This window comes from Thiomonas sp. X19 (assembly GCF_900089495.1).
Taxonomy (GTDB): domain Bacteria; phylum Pseudomonadota; class Gammaproteobacteria; order Burkholderiales; family Burkholderiaceae_C; genus Thiomonas_A.
In genome coordinates, this window is sequence record NZ_LT605203.1 from 562289 (window position 1) to 581921 (window position 19633).

Consider the following 19633-nt stretch of genomic DNA (forward strand, 5'->3'; position numbering starts at 1 on the left):
CCGAAGCGAGCGGCCGTGTCGGCGCAGATCAGTGGGAGGCGACATGCTTGACGAAGCGCATCATGTTGCAGGTGTAGCCGTACTCGTTGTCGTACCAGGCCACGACTTTGACGAAGGTGGAGTCGAGCGCGATGCCGGCTTCGGCATCGAAAATCGACGGCAGGGGGCAGCCGCGGAAGTCGGTGGCCACCACCTTGTCGCTGGTGTAGCCGAGCACGCCCTTGAGCGGGCCGTCGGACGCCGCCTTCATCGCCTTGCAGATGTCGTCGTAGCTGGCCTCCCGGTTCAGCTCGACGGTGAGGTCGACCACCGACACGTCGGAGGTGGGCACGCGGAAGGCCATGCCCGTGAGCTTCTTGTTCAGTTCGGGAATGACCTTGCCCACGGCCTTGGCCGCGCCGGTGCTGGAGGGAATGATGTTTTCCAGAATGCCGCGGCCGCCGCGCCAGTCCTTGCTCGACGGGCCGTCCACGGTTTTCTGCGTCGCGGTGGCGGCGTGCACCGTGGTCATCAGGCCGCGCTTGATGCCGAAGCTGTCGTTCAGCACCTTGGCCACCGGGGCTAGGCAGTTGGTGGTGCAGGAGGCGGCGGAAACGATGGCGTCGCCGGCGTATTTGGCGTGGTTCACGCCGTAGACGAACATGGGCGTGGCGTCTTTCGACGGTGCGGACTGCACCACCTTCTTGGCGCCGGCGTCGATGTGCTTCTGGCAGGTGTCGAGCGTGAGGAAGAAGCCGGTGGCTTCGATGACGACGTCGGCCTTGACCTCGTTCCACTTCAGATTGGCGGGATCGCGCTCGGCGGTGAGGCGGATTTTCTTGCCGTTGACCACCAGATGGCTGCCCTCGACCGCGACGGTGCCGTTGAAGCGGCCATGCACCGAGTCGAACTGCAGCATGTAGGCGAGATAGTCGGGTTCGAGCAGGTCGTTGATGGCGACGATTTCAAGATCGCTGAACTCGGCTTCCTTCGCCACGGCGCGGAACGCCATGCGTCCGATGCGGCCGAAACCATTGATGGCAACGCGAATAGTCATGGGGATCACTCCTTGCTTGATGGTGGATGGTTGGGATGGTGAATGGGGGATATGCCGCCGGCTCAGGCCGCGCACGATTGCGGCGCGCCAGCGGCGATGGCCTCGGCCACGACGGCGATGGTGGGAATGATGCGATCCGGATTGGCCTGGGCGATGGGGTGGCCGAGGTTGTAGCCATACGGCACGGCCCAGATGGGCACGCCCGCGGCGCGCGCAGTGTCCACGTCGATCTGCGAATCGCCGACGAACAGGGCGCGCGCCGCGGGCACCTTCAGCGCATCCAGGCAATAGCGCACGGGCAGGGGATCGGGTTTCTTCGCCGCCAGGGTGTCGCCGGCAATCACCATGTCGAAAAACGGGCGGATCTGGTGGGCCATCAGCACGGTGGTGGTGAAGCGCTGCTCCTTGTTGGTGATCACGGCCATGCGCACCTCGGCCTGGCGCAGCGCGCGCAGCGCCTCCAGCACCTGCGGATACAGCCGGCTGCGGGTGCCGCAGCGTTGTTCGTAGAACTCGGTGAAGCGCGGCATCAGCCGGTCCATGGTGCCGGTGCGGCGCAAGGTGCCGATGCCGATTTGCGCGGCATGGGCGTAGGCTTGCGTCATCAGCTCGCGCGTGCCATGGCCGATCCAGGTGGCGATGAGATCCTCGCCCACCTCGGGCAGCCCCTGCTCGCGCAGCAGGTCGTTGACGGCGTCGGCAATCTCCGGCGCGGTCTGCACCAGCGTGCCGTCGAGGTCGAACATCACCAGATCGAACATGGCTCGCGCTCGCTGCTCAGTTCATCGACCGCACGACATTGCCGTCTTCCGACTCGTGCCGCGCGGCGTGCATGCGCAGCACGGCCTGGGCCACATCGGCGGTGTGCTCGGGGGTGATCTTGAAATGCTTGTACAGATCGGGTGCCGGGGCCGATTCGCCGAAGCTGGCGATGCCGACCACGCCGCCGGACAGGCCGACGTACTTGCGCCAGAAGTCGGGCTGCGCCGCCTCCACCGCAACGCGCGGCACGAACAGCGGCAGCACGGTGTTGCGGTAGGCCTCGTCCTGGCGGTCGAAGGCGGCGGTGCAGGGCATGGACACCACGCGCGCGGCCACGCCGGCACCCTCCAGCAGCTTCTGCGCCTTGAGCGCGATTTCCACTTCCGAGCCGGTGCCGATCAGCACCACTTGCGGCTTGCCGGAGGCTTCGGCCAGCACATAACCACCACGCGCGATGCGCGCCTCGGCACCTTCGGGATGCTGGCTCGACACCAGATTCTGGCGCGACAGCAGCAGGGCGCTGGGGCCGGTCTTGCGCTCGACGGCGCATTTCCACGCCACCGCGGTTTCGAGCACGTCGCCCGGACGCCAGACGTCGAGGTTCGGGATGAGGCGCAGGCTCGGAGTCTGCTCCACCGCCTGGTGGGTGGGGCCGTCTTCGCCCAGGCCGATGGAGTCGTGCGAGAACACGTGCACCACGCGCTGCTTCATCAGCGCGCTCATGCGCACGGCGTTGCGGGAATAGTCGGAGAACATCAGGAAGGTGCCGCCGTAGGGCAGGAAGCCCATGTGCAGCGCCATGCCGTTCATCATCGCGGCCATGCCGAATTCGCGCACACCGTAGGACAGGTAGTTCACGACCTCGCCGTCCTTGGCATTGGCCCAGGGCTTGGAGTCTTTCACCGCGGTGAGGTTGGAGCCGGTCAGGTCGGCCGAGCCGCCGAACATGCCGGGCAATGCGGGAACCAGGGTTTCGAGCGCGATCTGCGAGGACTTGCGCGTCGCGGTGGGTGCGGTCACGGCGCGTGCCTTGGTGAACAGGGCCTGCACGGTCTCGGCCCAGTTGGCGGGCAGATCGCCGGCCATGCGGCGCTTGTATTCGGCGGCGAGGGCCGGATGCGCTTTCTCGTAAGCGGCGAAGCGCTGGTTCCAGTCGGCCTCCAGCTTGGCGCCGTGGGCCTTGGCGCTCCAGGCGTCGTAAATGTCTTGTGGAATGTCGAAAGGACCGTACTCCCAGCCCAGCGCCTTGCGCGTGGCCTCGGCTTCGGCGCTACCCAGCGCCGAGCCGTGCACGTCGTGCGTGCCGGCCTTGTGGGGCGAGCCCCAGCCGATGGTGGTGCGGCAGATGATGAGGGTGGGCTTGTCGCTGGTCTTGGCCTCGGCGGTGGCGCGCTCCACCGCCAGCGCGTCGTGGCCGTCGATCGGGCCGATCACGTTCCAGCCATAGGCCTGGAAGCGCAGCGCGGTGTTGTCGGTGAACCAATGCTCGACATGGCCGTCGATGGAAATGCCGTTGTCGTCGTAATAGGCGATGAGCTTGTTCAGCTTGAGCGTGCCGGCGAGCGAACACACCTCATGGCTGATGCCTTCCATCAGGCAGCCGTCACCCAGGAACACATAGGTGTGGTGGTTGACGATTTCATGCCCCGGCTGGTTGAACTTGCGCCCCAGCATCTGCTCGGCCAAGGCCATGCCCACGGCATTGGCCAGGCCCTGGCCCAGCGGACCGGTGGTGGTTTCCACGCCCGGGGTGTAGCCGACTTCGGGGTGGCCCGGGGTCTTGCTGTGAAGCTGACGGAAGCGCTTGAGCTCGTCGATCGGCAGCGCGTAGCCGGTGAGGTGCAGCAGGGCGTAGATCAGCATCGAACCGTGGCCGTTGGACAGCACGAAACGGTCGCGGTCGGCCCAGTGCGGATTGGCCGGGTTGTGGTGCATGTGGTTGCGCCACAGCACTTCGGCAATGTCGGCCATGCCCATGGGCGCGCCGGGGTGGCCACACTTGGCCGCCTCGACGCCGTCGATGGCGAGGAAGCGGATGGCGTTGGCCAGGCGGCGACGCTGGGTCGGGTCGATGACGGGGAACAGTTCGCTGTGCGCGTTCATGGGGTTTCTCGCGAAGGGGACGTTGGGCATGCTGGCGCTTCAGCCAGCGCGGCGCTTGATGTCCATCAGGCGCAGGATCATGGGGGTGAAAATCAGCTGCATCGCCAGGCCCATCTTGCCGCCCGGCACCACCAGGGTGTTGGGGCGTGTCATCCAGGAGTCGTGCAGCATGGAGATGAGGTAGGGGAAGTCGATGCCATGCGGATCGGCGAAGCGAATCACCACCATGCTCTCGTCCAGGGTCGGGATGTCTTTGGCGATGAAAGGGTTGGAGGTGTCCACCGTGGGCACGCGCTGGAAGTTCACATGGGTGCGTGAGAACTGCGGCGTGATGTGGTAAATGTAGTCCGGCATGCGGCGCAGGATGGTGTCCATCACCGCCTCTTGCGAATAGCCGCGCTGAACCTGGTCGCGGTGCAGTTTTTGCACCCATTCCAGGTTGATGATGGGCACCACGCCCACCAGCAGATCGACCTGCTTGGCCACGTCGATGGTGCCGTCGGCATAGCCGCCATGCAAGCCTTCGTAGAACATCAGGTCGGAGCCTTGAGCGATGTCTTTCCAATCGGTGAAGTTACCCGGCTCGACCCCGAACTCGGTGGCCTCGACCGCATCGTGGATATATTTTCGCACCTTGCCGCCGCCCGTTGCGCCATAGGTCTTGAACAAGCCTTCCAGCTCGCCGAGCAGATTGGCGTCGGGCCCGAAGTGGCTGAAATTGAGGTTGCCGTCGGCTTCCTGTTTTTTCATTTCCTCGCGCATGGCCATCCGGTTGAACTTGTGGAAGGAATCGCCCTCGACGATTTGCGCCGTGAGCTTTTCGCGGCGGAAAATGTGCTGGAAACTGCGCATCACCGTGGTGGTGCCGGCTCCCGACGAGCCCGTGATGGCAATGATGGGGTGTTTGGCTGACATGGCGTGAAGGTGCGGAGAAGAGAATCAGGAAAGCCGGAGGGCAGCCTGCGCAGACCGGAGTTTGCGCAGGTGGGATGTGGTTGACTGCGGTGTGGGGCGGTCTGGGACGTCGGGGCCGGATGGGGTATGCCGCATCAGACCCGCACATCGTCGCTGCTGTACAGCGAGCGATCCTTGAATAGCGGCGAAGCAAAGGGCTTGTCAGCACCGCAATCGTATTCGCGGTGATAGCGCTCCAGGCGCTCGATCTCGTTCTTCGAGCCCAGCATCACCGGCACGCGCTGGTGCAACGCGCTGGGTTGCACTTCGAGAATGCGTTCGCGCCCGGTGGACGCGGCGCCGCCAGCCTGCTCGATGATGAAGCCGATGGGGTTGGCTTCGTACATCAGGCGCAGGCGCCCGGGTTTGCTCGGGTCTTTCGCGTCCTTGGGGTACATGAAAATGCCGCCGCGCATCAGGATGCGGTGCACATCGGCCACCATCGAGGCAATCCAGCGGGTGTTGAAGTCGCGGCCGCGGTCGCCGGTCTTGCCGGCCTTGCATTCGGCCACATAGCGCTGCACCGGCGGTTCCCAGAAACGCTCGTTGCTGCTGTTGATGGCGTATTCGTTGGTGTCCTCGGGAATCCTGAGGTCGGGATGGGTGAGGACGAAATTGCCGATTTCGCGGTCGAGGGTGAAGCCGTGCGTACCCTTGCCCACGGTGATGACCATCATGGTCGAGGGGCCGTAGATGGCGTAGCCGGCGGCCACCTGCTCCACCCCGGGGCGGAGGTAATCGGCCACGGTGGGATCGCCGATCCTGGTGTGGCGCAGCACCGAGAAAATCGTGCCGACCGAGACGTTGACGTCGATGTTCGAGGAGCCGTCCAGCGGGTCGAACACCAGCATATAGGGGCCGCGTTCGAACTCCTTGGGCAGGGTGTAGGGGTCGTCCATTTCCTCGGAGGCCATGCCGGCCACCAGGCCGCCCCATTCGCAGGACTGGATCATGGCGTCGTTCGACAGCACGTCGAGTTTCTTCTGCACTTCGCCCTGCACGTTCTCGCTGTCCAGCGAGCCGAGGAAGCCGCCCAGCGCCCCCTTGGCCGTCATCGAGGCGATGGCCTTGACCGCGGCGGTGACGTCGATCAGCAAGGCGGCCAGGTCGGCCTGGTCTTCCGCGCCGCGGAGCTGCTCGATGAGGAATTTGGAAATGGTGGTGCGGCCTTGCTGCATGATGTGGCTCCAGGTTCGTATCGGGGTGGCAGGGCCCGTCGTGGTTCGACTCCGCGGTTTCCCGCAGATCCGTGAGGCTGCAAGGCAAGCCCGATCTGGCATGGCCAGTTGCAGGGCATGGTTCGCGGCCTGGGCCGGAGCAATCGTCCTGGTTGGATCGTTGCGCCGGTTGTTGGGTACTGTCTTGTCGGGCTCCAGTTCTGCGCCCGGCGATCCGGCGAGAGCTTGATGGCTGACGCCGCTGATTGCGGTCGGCTCCGAACTGCTTTTTCAAAGGCCCTGAACCGTCACCCCGTCACCTCGTGAGGCGGTTGGGGATTCAGGGCCCTTGAAAAAGCCCGCAGCCAGAATTAACGGAGACTCGCATGAACAGAACACTGCGACTGCGGTAAAAGCTCATCGGTCGCCCTTTGAGCCCGTTCACAACGGTTCGGGCGCAGCTTCGTGTTTTGAGCGCTGCCCGGCATGCCTTGGGATTGCCGCTGTTTTGGGTGCAACAGCCGTGTCGACAAATATAAGCCCACAGTGACTTAAGGTAAATTCACGATTTCTTGATTCTCAGTTCAGGATTTCTGATGAAGAACATCACCCTGCGCCAGTTGCGCGTGTTTGTGGCCGCGGCCCGCCACCTCAATTTCGGCAAGGCGGCGAAAGACCTGCATCTGACGCCACCGGCCATTTCCATGCAGATCCGCGATCTGGAACTGCAAGTGGGCTTGCCGCTGTTCGAGCGCAGCGGCAAATCCGTCAGTCTCACCATGACTGGAGAATACCTGCTGGTGTACGCGCGGCGCATGCTGTCAACCCTCAAGGACGCGGAGGACGCGCTGGCCCGGTTCCGCGGCCTGGAGTCGGGGCGGCTGACCATCGGCATGGTGAGCACGGCGAAGTATTTCGTGCCGCGCCTGCTCAAGCTGTTCCGCGAGGAGCATCCGCATATCGAGGCGCGGCTGGTGGTGGGCAATCGCGAGCAGCTGGTGGCGCAGATGCAGCGCAATGACCTGGACCTGGCCATCATGGGCCGGCCGCCGCGCGAAATCGCAACCCGGTCCGAGCCGTTCGCGGCGCACCCGCTGGGCATCGTCTGCGCGCCGGATCATCCGCTGATGTTCGGCGAGCAGAGCCCGGCCAGCGCGCTGTCCAACTATGGCTTCATCATTCGCGAGAGCGGCTCGGGCACGCGCACCGCGATGGAGGAATACTTGCGCGAATACCGGGTGGAGGTTCGCACGGAGATGGAACTGGCGAGTAACGAGACCATCAAGCAGGCGGTGATGTCGGGCATGGGCATCAGCTTCCTGTCGCTGCACAGCATTGGCATGGAATTGCGCGCCGGCATGATCGGCGTGCCCGACCTGGAGGGCTTGCCGCTGGTGCGGCGCTGGCATGTGGTCAATACCTCAAGCAAGATGCTCTCGCCTTCGGCCGAAGCCTTTCGCTATTTCGTGCTGGAGCATGGCGAGGCTTATCTCGCGCGGGAGTTCGGCAGCATGCAGCCGCTGGGATCGCAGGCAGCGCATGCTGATCTGGCTTTGCCCGGGAGGGTGTCGCCGGCTGCCGCGGAGCCGGTCGGCGCGCCGCCACCCGTCAGTGCGGCGGAACTTGCGCGGCCAGTGCCGCCAGCAGCGCCAGCGGTGCCGTTTCGGCGCGCAAAACCCGCGGCCCGAGGCTGACGGCGACAAAACCCGCGCGTTGCGCCAGGGCGATCTCATCCGCGCTCAGTCCGCCTTCGGGGCCACTCAGCGCCAGCAGGTTTTGGCTGCTGGCCAACCCTGCGGCCCAGGCGGCGAAGGGCAGCGCCTGGCCTTCGCCGGGGGCCGCCAACATGCAGCGCCCCGCCGCGCCAGAGCCGCTGAGTGTTGCCGGCGGCAGGCTGGCCAACCAGGTGTCGAGGCGTGTGGGCATGGCGATCTGCGGCAGGCGGTTGCGGCCGCATTGTTCGCACGCTGCTTGCGCCACTGCTTGCCAGTGCGCGGCGCGGCGCGCGGCGCGCTCGCCGTCCAGCCGCAGTACCGACCGCACGGTCATGAGCGGCTGCACCTGCGCAGCGCCGAGTTCGGTGGCTTTTTCCACCAACCAGTCCATGCGTTCGTTGGCCGGCATGCCCACGGCCAGGGTCACCGCCCAGGGCAGTTCACGCTCCACCGCGACATGGCGCAGGAGTTCGACGCGCGCCGCTGGCGGCGGGCTGACCAGGTGGCCTTGCCACTCGCCACCGCGGCCGTCGAACAAGGTGAGATCGTCGCCGACGCGCAGGCGCAGCGCCTGCACATGGCGGACGATGTCGCGTGGCAAATCGAGCAGGCCCGCCGACAGCGGCCCGGGCAGATGCAGGCGGGCCATGCGGGTGGAAGGAAGGGGTTCGCGGGGTGCGCGCAGGCCGTGCGCGCCAGGCTCAGGCCCGCAGCGAGTCCAGCAGCGCCACGGTATCGGCGCTGAACTGCGCGATGCCTTCGGCGAGCTTGGCTTTGCTCATCGGGTCGGCGCCGAGTGCGGCGTCGAACTGCGCTCGCGTCAGCGGCAGCGGTGCGTCGTCCTCCGGGGTGCCGGCGTTCTGCGGATCGAGTTGCCGCGGCATGGGCTCGGTGGATTGCGCCAGCGCGTCCAGCAGGGCCGGCGACACGGTGAGCAGATCGCAGCCGGCGATGGCGGCGATCTGCGCGGGTTCGCGAAAGCTCGCGCCCATCACCTCCGTGGCGATGCCGCGCGCCTTGTAGAAACGCCAGATGCGCAGCAGCGCCTGCACCCCCGGGTCGTTCGGCCCGCGCATGGCCCCGGCGTTCCAGGCGGTGCCGGCCTGCTGGCGATACCAGTCGGTGATGCGGCCGACGAAGGGCGAAATGAGATCCACCCCTGCGGCGGCACAGGCGCGTGCCTGGGCGAAGGAAAACAGCAGGGTCATGTTGCAGGCGATGCCCTCGGCCGCCAGAAGCCGCGCCGCCTCGATGCCTTCCCAGGTGGTGGCGATTTTGATCAGCACGCGCTCGTGGGCCACGCCGCTTGCGGCGTAGAGCGCGATGATGCGGCGCGCGCGCGCCGCTGTGGCCTGGGTGTCGTGCGACAGCCTGGCGTCGATCTCGGTGGAGACGCGCCCGGGAACGCGTTGCAGGATCTCGCAGCCGAAGCGCACCAGCAGGCGGTCCATCGCCAAGTCGGGGTCATGACGCGCGGCGTCACCAACCTCGGGGGATTGCAGCACGTGCGCATAGTCCGCCAGACGCACGGCGCGCAGCACCAGGCTGGGGTTGGTGGTGGCATCCTGCGGCTGCAGCCGGGGCAGTTGCAGGTACTCGGCAGTGTCGGCGACGATGGCGCTGTGGCGGCGAAGCTCGGTCAGGCTGTTCATCGCCGCATCGTAGCAAAGCGGTCGTTTTGGCACTTTCGCTCACGCCCGCAGCGTCGGCGCGGCAAGGTGCCGTGACTGCTGTTCGGACAGCTGTTCGGCTGAAGGTGTCGCGCCGAACACCGCTGCCGTGAGCGCGCGCACCGCAGCGCGTTCGTGGCCCACGACTTCGGGCAGCACATGAGCCGCATGCAGGGCGCCGCTCAGGCGCGCCTGATGCTGCAATTTGCGCAACTGGCGGTAGGCGTCCGCCGCGGCCCGGCCCACGCCCGCGGGCAGCAAGCCCAGCGCCTCGGCCCGTTGCAGCAGGGCGATATTGCCGACGTCGGCCACGAGTTCGGCATGTGCCGGGGCGTGTTCCAGCACCAGCGCCTGCACGGCGAACTCCACATCGACCATGCCGCCTTCGTCGTGCTTCAGGTCGAACAGCGCCGTGCGGTTGGGGTGGCCATCGGCCACCTTGCGGCGCATGGCGATGATTTCATGGCGCAGCGCCGCGGCGTCGCGCGGCATGCGCAGCACCTGCTCGCGAATGGCCTCGAAACGCGCGCCGATGCCGGCATCGCCGGCGCAACAGCGTGCTCGCGTCAGGGCTTGATGTTCCCAGGTCCAGGCGGTGTTGCTGCCGCGGCCGAGCTGGTACGCGGCAAAGGCGTCGAGCGTGGTCACCAGCAGGCCGGCGTTGCCGTTGGGGCGCAGCCGGGTGTCGATCTCGAACAGGTGACCGGCCGCGGTCGTGGCGGTGAGCCACCACACCAGCTTGCGGGCGAAGGCGCCGTAGCGTTCGGGCGCGTCGGGGTGGGGGTCGTCGAACAGGAACACGAGGTCGAGGTCGCTGCCGTAGCCCAGCTCCTTGCTGCCGAGCTTGCCGTAGGCGATGACGGCGAAAGCGGGCTGCTCGCGGTGGCGCTGGGGCAGTTCGTTCCAGCACCAGCGGATGGCCTGGTTGATGCTCGCATCGGCCAGGGCGGAGAGATCGTCGGCCACCTGCTCGACCGTGAGCTGACCGGAGAGATCGCGCACCAGGGTGCGGAACAGCTCGGTGTGAAAGCCGCGGCGGATGATGTCCAGGCCTTCGCCCGCATCCCAGGCGGTGCGCTTGAGCAAGCGGGTGCGTTGCTGCTCGCAGTAGGCGATGCAGTCTTCCATCTTGAAGCGCTCGCGCGGCGCGTCGAGCAGTTCGTCCACCACCATGGGGTTGCGCTTGATGTAGTCGGCCGCCCAGCTCGAGGCGTCGAGCGCGCCGATGAGGCGGGTCAGCGCCTGCGGCTGCTCGGCGAAGAAGGCGAGATAGGTTTCGCGCCGGCCGATGGCCTCCAACACGTCGAGCAGGCGCGCCAGCGTCAGGTCGGGGTCGCGGCTGCTGGCGGCGATGGCGATGCCGCGCTCGATCACGCGCAGCATGCGCCCACGCCCGGCCTCGGTCAGCGCCGTGTAGCGCGGCGAGTGCTCCAGCGCCTTCAGCCGCGCGTGGCTGGCCTCGCCGGCAATGCCCGATTTGGCCAGGCTGTGGCGCAGCGCATCGAGCGAGTCGGCCGGTTTCTTGCAGCCGACGCAACGCGGCCCGGCATGCAGCAGGGCGTCGAACTCGCCGGCGACGAATTCGCGCACCGCGTCGAGTTCGCGCAGCAGTCCGCAGGTCGGGCGTTTGACCTGGGGATGAGCGGCCAGCAAGGCCGGACCCATGGCCTGGGCGAGGTGGTCGAGGTCGGTGTCGTCGGTCGGCAGGCTGTGGGTCTGGGCGTCGTCCAGGTACTGGATGCGATGCTCCAGCCGGCGCAGGAAAGTGTAGCTCTCGGCAAGACGCACGCCGGTGTCCGCCGGCAGCAGCCCGGCCTCCACCAGCAGTGGCAGCGCCTGCAGGGTGTTGCGGCAGCGTATCTGTGGCAATCGGCCGCCGCGCACCACCTGCAGCAGTTGCACGATGAATTCGATTTCGCGGATGCCGCCGCGCCCCAGCTTGACGTCGTTGGCCTTGTCGGGGCGCGCGGCGGCGCGTTTGGTGGCCTCGACGCGAATCTGCCGGTGCAGGCTGCGCAGGGCTTCGAGCATGGCGAAGTCCAGGTAGCGGCGCCACACGAAGGGCTCGACCACGGCTTCGAGCGCTTGCGAGGCCACTTGCGCCTGGCTGCTCGCAACCGGCGAGACCACGCGGCTCTTGAGCCAGGCGAAGCGTTCCCACTCGCGCCCCTGCACCTGAAAATACTCTTCCAGCATGGCCAGGCTGACCACCGGCGGGCCGCTGTCGCCATTGGGCCGCAGGCGGGTGTCGACGCGGAAGACGAAGCCGTCGGCCGTCGGGTCCGACAGCAGCGGCACGACGCGGCGCACGAGTTGCGAGAAATAGTCGAAATTCGACAGCGGCACCGGGCCGTCGGACTCGCCGGCGAGGTCGTAGACGAACACCAGGTCGATGTCCGACGAGACATTGAGTTCGGCCCCGCCCAGCTTGCCCATGCCCACCACCAGGCACTGCGCCACAGCGCCCTCGGGCGTGCGCGGCGTGCCGTGGCGGGGTTCGAGTTCGGCGCTGGCGTGCTGCAGGGCGTGGGCGATGGCGCTTTCGGCCATGTCGCTGATGCAGCGGCACACCTGCGCAAGCGGCGCGTCGTGAAGCACGTCCTGTTCGATGAGCCGCAGCATCAGCGCGTTGCGCACGCGGCGCAGCGTGGCGGCCAGGGGTTGATGCGGCTGGAGGGCGCCAATGGCGGCGTCGATCTCGGCGCGGTTCGGCAAGCCGGCCGGCCACAGGGCGAGCACATCGTCCAGGCGGGTGGCGTGGCGGCGGTGAAAACGGGAGAACGCGTCGAGTTGCATGAACGGGTTGGACCGCAGAGCCCAAGCCAAGCGAATTGCTTGATGGGCCGCAGCATATTGCAGCCGCGCGCCCATTGCTGCAGTTGGGTCTTGCGCCGGCGCAGCCATGTTGCGTGGATGTCGCACGACATCAACCCGACGTGACAACGCGGCGACAAACCAGTGCGCGCAGCCTGGGCTGGCGCGTTCACTACCATGGGCCATCGTGGTGCGCGATCCACGTCACGATGGCGACGCCACCCGAATCGAGAACGGCCCGTGTCCGCCCTGCACATCTCCCTCAAACTGGCCACCCGCCTGCTGGAAGCCGCCATTGCCCTGGTGGTCATCAGCTATCTGCTGCTGGCCGTCGGGCTGCTGACCCTGCGCTACGCGGTGCTGCCCAATGCGCAGGAGTTCATCCCGTGGATGGAACAGGCCAGCAGCCGCGCGCTCGGCCTGCCGGTGCATATCGGCGCGGTGCAAAGCCAGTGGACCGGGCTGCTGCCGACGCTGTCGCTGCGCAATCTGGTGATCGACGATCCCCAAGGCCGGCCCGCCTTGCAGTTCGCCTCGGTGGAGGCGCTGCCCTCGTGGAAAAGCCTGCCGCGGCTGCAGCTGAGTTTTGATCAGCTGGTCATTCGCGGCGCGCAACTCAGCATCACCCGGCCGGACGCGAGCCATCTCGACGTCGGCGGCATCCGCTTCAGCCTGAACGCCTCGGGCAGCGGCGCTGGCCAGCGCTTCGCCGACTGGTTGTTCAAGCAGGACCAGATCCTGATCCAGCACAGCCAGATCACCTGGACGGATCAGGCGCGCGGCGCCCCGCCCCTGTTGCTGCGTGACGTCAACCTGGAACTGAACAACGGCCTGCTGCACCACCGTGCCGCGCTCACGGCCACGCCGCCGCCGGGGCTTGCAGCGCCTTTCGATGTCAAGGCCGATTTCCGCCAGCCCTTTTTCCTGCGCCACACCGGTGACCTGGCGCGCTGGCAAGGCACGCTCTGGGCCGACTTGCCGCGCGTCGATCTCGGCCAGTTGGCGCGCTACCTGCCGCTGCCGCTGCAGGTGCAAGGCGGCACCGGGGCGCTGCGCGCCTGGGTCGACGTCGGCCAGCAATTCAACCTGGGGCAGGTCACGGCCGACGTGGCTTTGCGCAACGCCCAGGCCCAACCCGACCCGGCGCTGCCAACGCTGGCGCTGGCGGAGGTGCGCGGGCGCGTCAGCGGCAAGCCGTTGGCAGGCGGGCTGCAACTCGGCGTGACCGGGCTGCGGTTCACCACCGCGCAAGGCCAGCGCTTCCCCGCGGTGAACGCCAGCCTGCGGCTGCAGCATCCGCCCGGCGAGGGCGCCAGCGGCAGCCTCAGCACCGGGGCGCTGGAACTCGCGGCGCTGTCCGCCGTGGCGCAGCACCTGCCATTGCCAGCCGCATGGCATGCGCGCCTGGAGCAACTGCAGCCGCGCGGCCGCATCGATCGACTCAAGCTCAACTGGCAAGACCAGCCTGGCGCCGCGGCAAGCGCGCTGCCGGCGAGCTACACGCTGCAAGCCAGCTTCAGCGGGCTGGGTTGGAACAGCCCGGGGCAGGTGCCCGCAACGGACGCGGCGCGGGGCCAGCCCATCGCCGAGGGGGGCGCTGAGGGTGCCACCGCGGGTGCCGTTGCCGCCCGGACCAGTGGCCTGCCACGCGGCTTGCCCGGCGTGGAGGGTTTGAGCGGCAGCGTCCAGGCCGACCAGAACGGCGGCCAGGCCGATTTGCGCCTGCAGCGAGGCAGCATCGCCCTGCCCACCGTTTTCGAGGCGCCGCGTTTCAGCGTACAGCAACTCGCCACCCGGCTGAGCTGGAGCCGCCAGCCCGACGGGCAATGGACCGTGCAGACCGCGCGCCTGCAACTGGCAACGCCGGACGCCGCCGGCAGCGCCAGCTTTCGCTACGCCACCCAGGCGCATGGCCCCGGCCTGCTCGACCTGAACGCGCAACTGACCCGCGCCGACGCCCGTGCCGTGCCCACTTACCTGCCGCTGGGCATTCCCGAGGCGACGCGCGATTTTCTGCGCACGGCCATCGCCGGCGGCAGTTCGCGTGACGTGCGCTTCGTCGTGCACGGCCCGCTGGCCGACTTTCCCTTCAACAAGCCGGGCAGCCCCGGCAGCTTCAGCGTCAAGGCGCGCATCGACAACGGCGTGTTCAACGCCGCGCCACTCCACATCCTGCCCAAGGGCGAGCAGGCGCGGGCCGACAACGTGCGCGCCAACGCCCAATGGCCCGTGTTCAGCCACATCAACGGCCTGCTGGAATTCACCGGCCACAGCCTGCAGGCCAAGGGCGCTTCGGCCCGGGTCTATGGCGCCAGCCTGAAGCAGGTGAACCTGAGCCTGCCCGACTTTGCCAAGCCGGTGCTCAGCGCCAGCGGCCAGGCCCAGGCCCAGGCCGCGGACGCGCTGCGCTATGTGCGCGAAAGCCCGCTCGACGCCATGCTCGGCCATGCGCTCAGCCGGGTGCAGGCCAGCGGCCCCGTGCAGCTCGATCTGGCGCTGCAATTGCCCTTCCACGACATGAAACAGTCCAGCGTGAGCGGCCAGCTCCAGCTGCAGGGCGACCAGGTGGATTACCTGCCCAGCCTGCCGTCGTTCGATGGCGTGCGTGGACAGGTGAACTTCACCGACAGCGGCTTCAAGCTGCAGCTCACCGCGCAGAACTTTCTCGGTGGTCCGCTGCAGTTGAGCGGTGGCCAGGGCGGTGGCCAGGCGCTGGCCCTCGTCGCCAACGGAACCACCACCTCGCAGGCCTTGCAGGCCGCGCCACGGCTGGCGCAATGGTCCGACCTGCTGCACCACCTGCAGGGGCAGGCGCGCTACACCGCCCAGATCCATATGGCGCACACCCCGCAGGGTTTGCAGCCGCAGGTGCAGTTGCAGAGCAGCCTGGTGGGCATGGCCATCGACCTGCCGCCACCGCTGGGCAAGCCGGCCGACGCGACCGACACCCTCCATTTCAGCCAGAGCATCGACACGGCCGCCGCCGCGACGGACACGGTGCAGAGCCTCTGGCGCATCGACCTCGGCGGCGATTTGCGCGCGCGTTTCGTGCGCAACATCACGCCACAGGGCGCGGTGCTGCAAAGCGGCGGCATCGCCCTCGGTCCCCAGGCTGAACTGGCGCAGCCAGCCAGCGGGGTGCAGGCCAGCGTGGTGCTGCCACTGCTGGATGTGGATGCCTGGCAGCGGGCTCTCTCCGCCTCGGGCAGTGCGCAAGCTGCTTTCGGCGGCCAGGTTTCGGGCACCGATGTGTCGGGCTACTTGCCGCAAACCCTGGCCCTGCGAGTGGGCCGCCTCACCGTGTCGGGCCGCGTGTTCGACAACGTGGTGCTGGGCGCCACGCGCAGCGGCTCGCTGTGGCAGGCCAATCTCGCCAGCCGACAGATGGCGGGCGCGGTGGCCTGGCAGATGGGCCAGGGCGACGCGCCCGGCAGCATCACCGCCCGCCTCACGCATTTGAGTCTGCCGAAGAGTGTCGATCCGGATGTCGAACGCATGCTGGAGCGGCAGCCGCGCAACATGCCGGCGCTGAATGTGGTGGCCGACAACGTCGACCTCCACGGCCACGCCTTCAGCCGGCTGGAAGTGCAGGCCACCAACCGCGACCAGGGCGGCGTGAAGGAATGGCGCCTCGACCACTTCGCGCTCGACTCGCCCGACGCCACCCTCACCGGCGTTGGTGACTGGGCCGCGACCGGAGCGGCGACCGCAACGGCGGCTGCGGCGGGCAACCTGGCGCCGCGGCGCACCTCCATCGGCTTCAAGCTCGCCATTCAGGACGCCGGCTCGCTGCTGGCGCGGCTGGGCAAGCCCGGCCTGCTCAAGGGCGGCAAGGGCACGATGCAGGGCACGGTGACGTGGATCGGGTCGCCCCTGTCGCCCGACTACCCAACCTTGTCGGGCCAGTTCAGCCTCGACCTTGGCAAGGGCCAGTTCCTCAAGGCCGACCCCGGCATCGCCAAGCTGTTGGGCGTGCTCAGCCTGCAAAGCCTGCCGCGCCGGCTGCTGTTCAACTTCAGCGACTTGTTCGAGTCCGGCTTCGTCTTCGACAAGGTTGGCACCGACGTGCAGGTGCAGGACGGCATCGCCACCACCCACGACTTCAAGATGAGCGGCGTGGCCGCCACCGTGTTCATCGACGGCAGCGCCAACCTCGCGCAGGAAACCCAGGACCTGTATGTGATCGTCGTACCCGAGATCAACGCCGGCTCGGCCTCGCTGGCCTATGCTTTGATCAACCCCGCCATCGGCCTGGGCACCTTCATCGCCCAGCTGATTGCGCGCAAGCCGCTGATGAAAGCCTTCACCTACGGCTACCGCGTCACCGGCACCTGGGCCAAGCCCGATGTGCGCGAGGTCGATGGCGACAAGGACAAACCCGCCGCAGCAAGCACCCCGGCCGCAGCCGCCAGCGCGGCGGCGCGCGCAGCATCACCCTGACGCCGCAAACGCAGTTCAGAACGCAGTCCAAACGCAGCTTCGAACGAGGAACAAGCCATGCAGATCGCCTCCATCCAGATGGTCTCGTCCACCCGGGTCGACACCAACCTCCAGCGCGCCGACGCCCTGCTCGAAGAAGCCGCGCGGCGCGGCGCGCAACTCGCCGTGCTGCCCGAATACTTCTGCCTCATGGGCGCCGCCGAGGGCGACAAGGTGCGGCTGCGCGAGCAGCCCGGCAACGGCCCCATCCAGCACTTTTTGCAAGACGCCGCGCGGCGCCACGGCCTGTGGCTGGCCGGCGGCTCCATGCCCCTGGCCTGCCCCGATCCAGGGCGCGTGCTCAACACCACCCTGGTGTTCAACCCCCAGGGCCAGCAAGTGGCGCGCTACGACAAGATGCACCTGTTCGCCTTCGAGCGCGGCGCCGAGCGCTACGCCGAAGCCGACAGCATCGCCCCCGGCAGCGAACCCGTCGCCTTCGACTGCGACGGCTTGCGCGTGGGCCTGTCCATCTGCTACGACCTGCGCTTCCCGGAGCTGTACCGCCAGCTTTCAGCGCCCGTGGGGGCCGTTCGTCATTGCGACGTCTTCCTCGTCCCCTCCGCGTTCACCCACACCACCGGCGAAAAGCACTGGGAGGTGCTGCTGCGCGCCCGCGCCATCGAAAACCTGGCCTATGTCGTGGCCAGCGCCCAGGGCGGGCGCCATGAAAACGGCCGCCGCACCTGGGGCCACAGCATGATCGTCGACCCCTGGGGCGACGTGCTGGCGATGCAGGCCGAGGGCGAGGGCGTCGTGGTGGCCGCCGTCGACACCACGAGGATTGCCGAAGTCCGCACCAGCCTGCCCGCACTGCGGCACCGGCTCATCAACTGAGGCGGCAGTCTACGCACCGAGGTGGGTTTCGAGCACTGATTTCGAGAGCGCCAAGTCCTTCATTTGCGGCGCTTGCGATGCTCGATGTCATCGGTCTCGGCAACGGTCATGATGTTGCCTCCCAGCGGATGGCAATGGCCTCCGCATCGAGGAGAACAAACCAATAGCTTCAAAATATCAGCCATCCGTCGCGAATCGTGTGTGCCGCGCGGTCGTAGATGAGGACACGGACAACGACTTGGTACTTGCTGGTCGACCACATCAGACCAAGTGGAGGAAACCAGCCCGACTTGGCCTCGAGGATCTCATAGTTGTTCTGTGCCGCCCAGCCTGCAGCCATCGCATCCCTGCGGGCGTTGTGCGCGCGCATCCAATAACCTGAATCCGTGACTTCCGATAATCCATCGACTTGAAAGCTGATTGTGACGGCCCGATTTTCCCGATTTCCCGCAGGTTCACGGTTCGAGCGCCGTGTCGAAGGGGGCTGTGGGGCTGTGCGCGAACGATCGGCCCCCTTGATCGGTCATTTCGGGTGGGTTGCGCGCAGCCGTTCCCCCGCTGAGCCCTTGTGGCCAGCGTCTTGGGGTGCTGGGAAAGCTTGGACTGCGTCTTCAGCCGCTGGCGGCGAACTGCGCATGCAGATCGCAAAAGGCACGGGCTGCCTTGTCGTTGGCGCCCAGTCCCAACCACAGCCGCCCGCCATGGTTGATCACGCGTGCTGCGCGGATGACAAGTTCCTGGATCACAGTCTTCAGACGCCGTCGCCTGGCCGCATGGCGCACCGGTGCATGCGGCCCCAGCAGCCCTTGCTGCCCCATGAGGCGCAGCACGTTCATCGTCAGGGCCGCAAGCTGGCAGACAAGATCGTTCGTGTCGAACTTCCCCGAGGGCAGTCGCTCCAGATCCATGTCGGTTTTGAATTCCGCATGGAACTGCTCGTGCGTAGCGTGCCCGGCGTACAGGTCGATGATCGCCTCGGCGCTGATGGCCTTGGGCAAGCTTGTCGTCCAGCCCTCCAAGATGATCTCGGGGACCAAAAACTGCTGGCCACGGGCATCGACGGTGCGCTCCGTGATGCGCACAATGCGGCGCAGGCGATGGGCGATGCCTTCGACCTGCACGGCCACCTCCCAAACCGCCACGCGCTTGCCTGCGCGCGGATGCTGCCACAACAAACCCCCTTCCAGTTCCTGCCGTCGCAAGACCTCCAGAGGATCGGTCTTGCGGGGATTCCACTTGATCAGAACATCGACCCGGGGCAGTCCTGGCCTGTTGCAGCGCTGCATGTCGGCCATCAAGGCGGCCGAGCAAAACCCCGCATCCATGCGCACGAGAATCGGCGCCTTGGGGCCTGCGGTCGACAGGCGCTGCGCCATGGGCACGGCCGTCTCGAGGTTGTAGGTCGTCTCCGAAGCCGAGTGCTGCGCGCCCGGACGTAGGGCGAACTCCAGGCAAAACCCATGCGTGCCCAGGTAGGCCGCCAGCGGGCAGTAGCCATCGACCCCCGCGTAGGTGCGGCTCACCCCATCCTTGGCTGTGCCCGAGTTGTCCATCGCGAAGGTGTCGATGTCCAGCGGCACATGACCGCAAGGCAAAAGACCATAGTCCGGTTGGCTCTTGCGCAGCAGCGCTTCAATCGCCTGGGAGGTGAAGTCAAACCACAGGGCGGCCTGCGCATCCAGGCGCTGGCGCAGGGTGGGCGAGGACGGCACACCCACCAGACCCAGCGCCTCCTGGAAGAAACGATCGCCTCGAAAGCCTTCGATGGCATCGAAGTCGCTCTTGCTCTGCGCGAGCAAGCCAACATAGCTGCGCATCAGTGTGCTGGGCGGCAGTCCGCCGCGGCAAGGCCACTGGGCATCCAGGCGTTTGAACAGAGGATCGAGGCGCTTGAGGTGATGACCGACAAGGGCCAGACCGGCCACCGGCGTCAGGTCATAGTCGAGTTGCTTGACGCGAAATCCAAACCCCATGCCATACCCCGGAACGTTCACCCGCTGGGTGAGAAGACAAAGGGGTCATTTTATCGAATAAACCATTATGCATCAACAACTTATGAAAATTCCGCATGCCCGAGCTCACGGATTCAGGTAGAAGTGCACACTT

Annotated in this window: 13 protein-coding genes; 3 read left to right on the plus strand and 10 right to left on the minus strand. The window is 67.0% G+C overall.

The genetic code is table 11. The features are described from left to right. Positions 1-28: 28 nt before the first annotated feature. The 5 genes from gap to THIX_RS02745 form a co-directional block, all read right to left on the minus strand. Positions 29-1036: a type I glyceraldehyde-3-phosphate dehydrogenase gene (gene gap / locus THIX_RS02725; RefSeq protein WP_112484743.1), complete on the minus strand. Its 1008-nt coding sequence runs from the start codon at positions 1034-1036 to the stop codon at positions 29-31. A 62-nt stretch (positions 1037-1098) separates the two neighbouring features. After that, on the minus strand, positions 1099-1797 hold the full coding sequence (gene gph, locus THIX_RS02730) for a phosphoglycolate phosphatase (protein ID WP_112484745.1): 699 nt from the start codon (positions 1795-1797) through the stop codon (positions 1099-1101). Between the two features lie 16 nt (positions 1798-1813). Beyond that, positions 1814-3901: a transketolase gene (tkt, locus tag THIX_RS02735; protein WP_112484747.1), complete on the minus strand. Its 2088-nt coding sequence runs from the start codon at positions 3899-3901 to the stop codon at positions 1814-1816. Positions 3902-3940: 39 nt separating this feature from the next. Next, on the minus strand, positions 3941-4816 hold the full coding sequence (locus tag THIX_RS02740) for a phosphoribulokinase (RefSeq protein WP_112484749.1): 876 nt from the start codon (positions 4814-4816) through the stop codon (positions 3941-3943). A gap of 134 nt (positions 4817-4950) precedes the next feature. Next, positions 4951-6033: a class 1 fructose-bisphosphatase gene (locus THIX_RS02745; RefSeq protein ID WP_112484750.1), complete on the minus strand. Its 1083-nt coding sequence runs from the start codon at positions 6031-6033 to the stop codon at positions 4951-4953. A 575-nt stretch (positions 6034-6608) separates the two neighbouring features. Here THIX_RS02745 and THIX_RS02750 point away from each other — a divergent pair. Then, entirely contained in the window at positions 6609-7706 is a 1098-nt protein-coding gene (locus tag THIX_RS02750) for a LysR family transcriptional regulator (RefSeq protein ID WP_112484752.1), read from the plus strand. Here THIX_RS02750 and THIX_RS02755 read toward each other — a convergent pair. From THIX_RS02755 to glnE, 3 genes are read right to left on the minus strand one after another with little or no spacing between them, the layout of a single operon-like run. After that, a complete protein-coding gene (locus THIX_RS02755; protein ID WP_112484755.1) occupies positions 7621-8376 on the minus strand; it encodes a 16S rRNA (uracil(1498)-N(3))-methyltransferase in 756 nt (251 codons plus the stop codon). The genes THIX_RS02750 and THIX_RS02755 overlap by 86 nt on opposite strands. 52 nt (positions 8377-8428) lie before the next feature. Continuing rightward, a complete protein-coding gene (locus THIX_RS02760; protein ID WP_112484757.1) occupies positions 8429-9379 on the minus strand; it encodes a transaldolase family protein in 951 nt (316 codons plus the stop codon). Positions 9380-9418: 39 nt separating this feature from the next. Then, complete coding sequence (glnE, locus tag THIX_RS02765; protein ID WP_112488094.1) at positions 9419-12193, minus strand: bifunctional [glutamate--ammonia ligase]-adenylyl-L-tyrosine phosphorylase/[glutamate--ammonia-ligase] adenylyltransferase; 2775 nt, start codon at positions 12191-12193, stop codon at positions 9419-9421. A 258-nt stretch (positions 12194-12451) separates the two neighbouring features. Between glnE and THIX_RS02770 the strand changes: the two genes are divergently transcribed. Together THIX_RS02770 and THIX_RS02775 are read left to right on the plus strand one after the other, a co-directional pair. Further along, positions 12452-16651 carry a YhdP family protein gene (locus THIX_RS02770; protein WP_112484758.1) on the plus strand — a complete coding sequence of 1400 codons (4200 nt, stop codon included), beginning with the start codon at positions 12452-12454 and terminating at the stop codon, positions 16649-16651. A gap of 57 nt (positions 16652-16708) precedes the next feature. After that, complete coding sequence (locus tag THIX_RS02775) at positions 16709-17527, plus strand: carbon-nitrogen hydrolase family protein (protein WP_112484759.1); 819 nt, start codon at positions 16709-16711, stop codon at positions 17525-17527. 169 nt (positions 17528-17696) lie between these two features. On the opposite strand, the gene THIX_RS02780 is transcribed toward THIX_RS02775, so the two are convergent. Together THIX_RS02780 and THIX_RS02785 are read right to left on the minus strand one after the other, a co-directional pair. Continuing rightward, positions 17697-17897, minus strand: coding sequence for a hypothetical protein (locus THIX_RS02780; RefSeq protein ID WP_112484760.1), 201 nt, complete (start codon positions 17895-17897; stop codon positions 17697-17699). A 241-nt stretch (positions 17898-18138) separates the two neighbouring features. Next, positions 18139-19500 (minus strand): IS1380-like element ISCARN34 family transposase, encoded by a 1362-nt coding sequence (locus THIX_RS02785; RefSeq protein WP_086558171.1) that lies wholly within the window; start codon positions 19498-19500, stop codon positions 18139-18141. Positions 19501-19633: the final 133 nt, after the last annotated feature.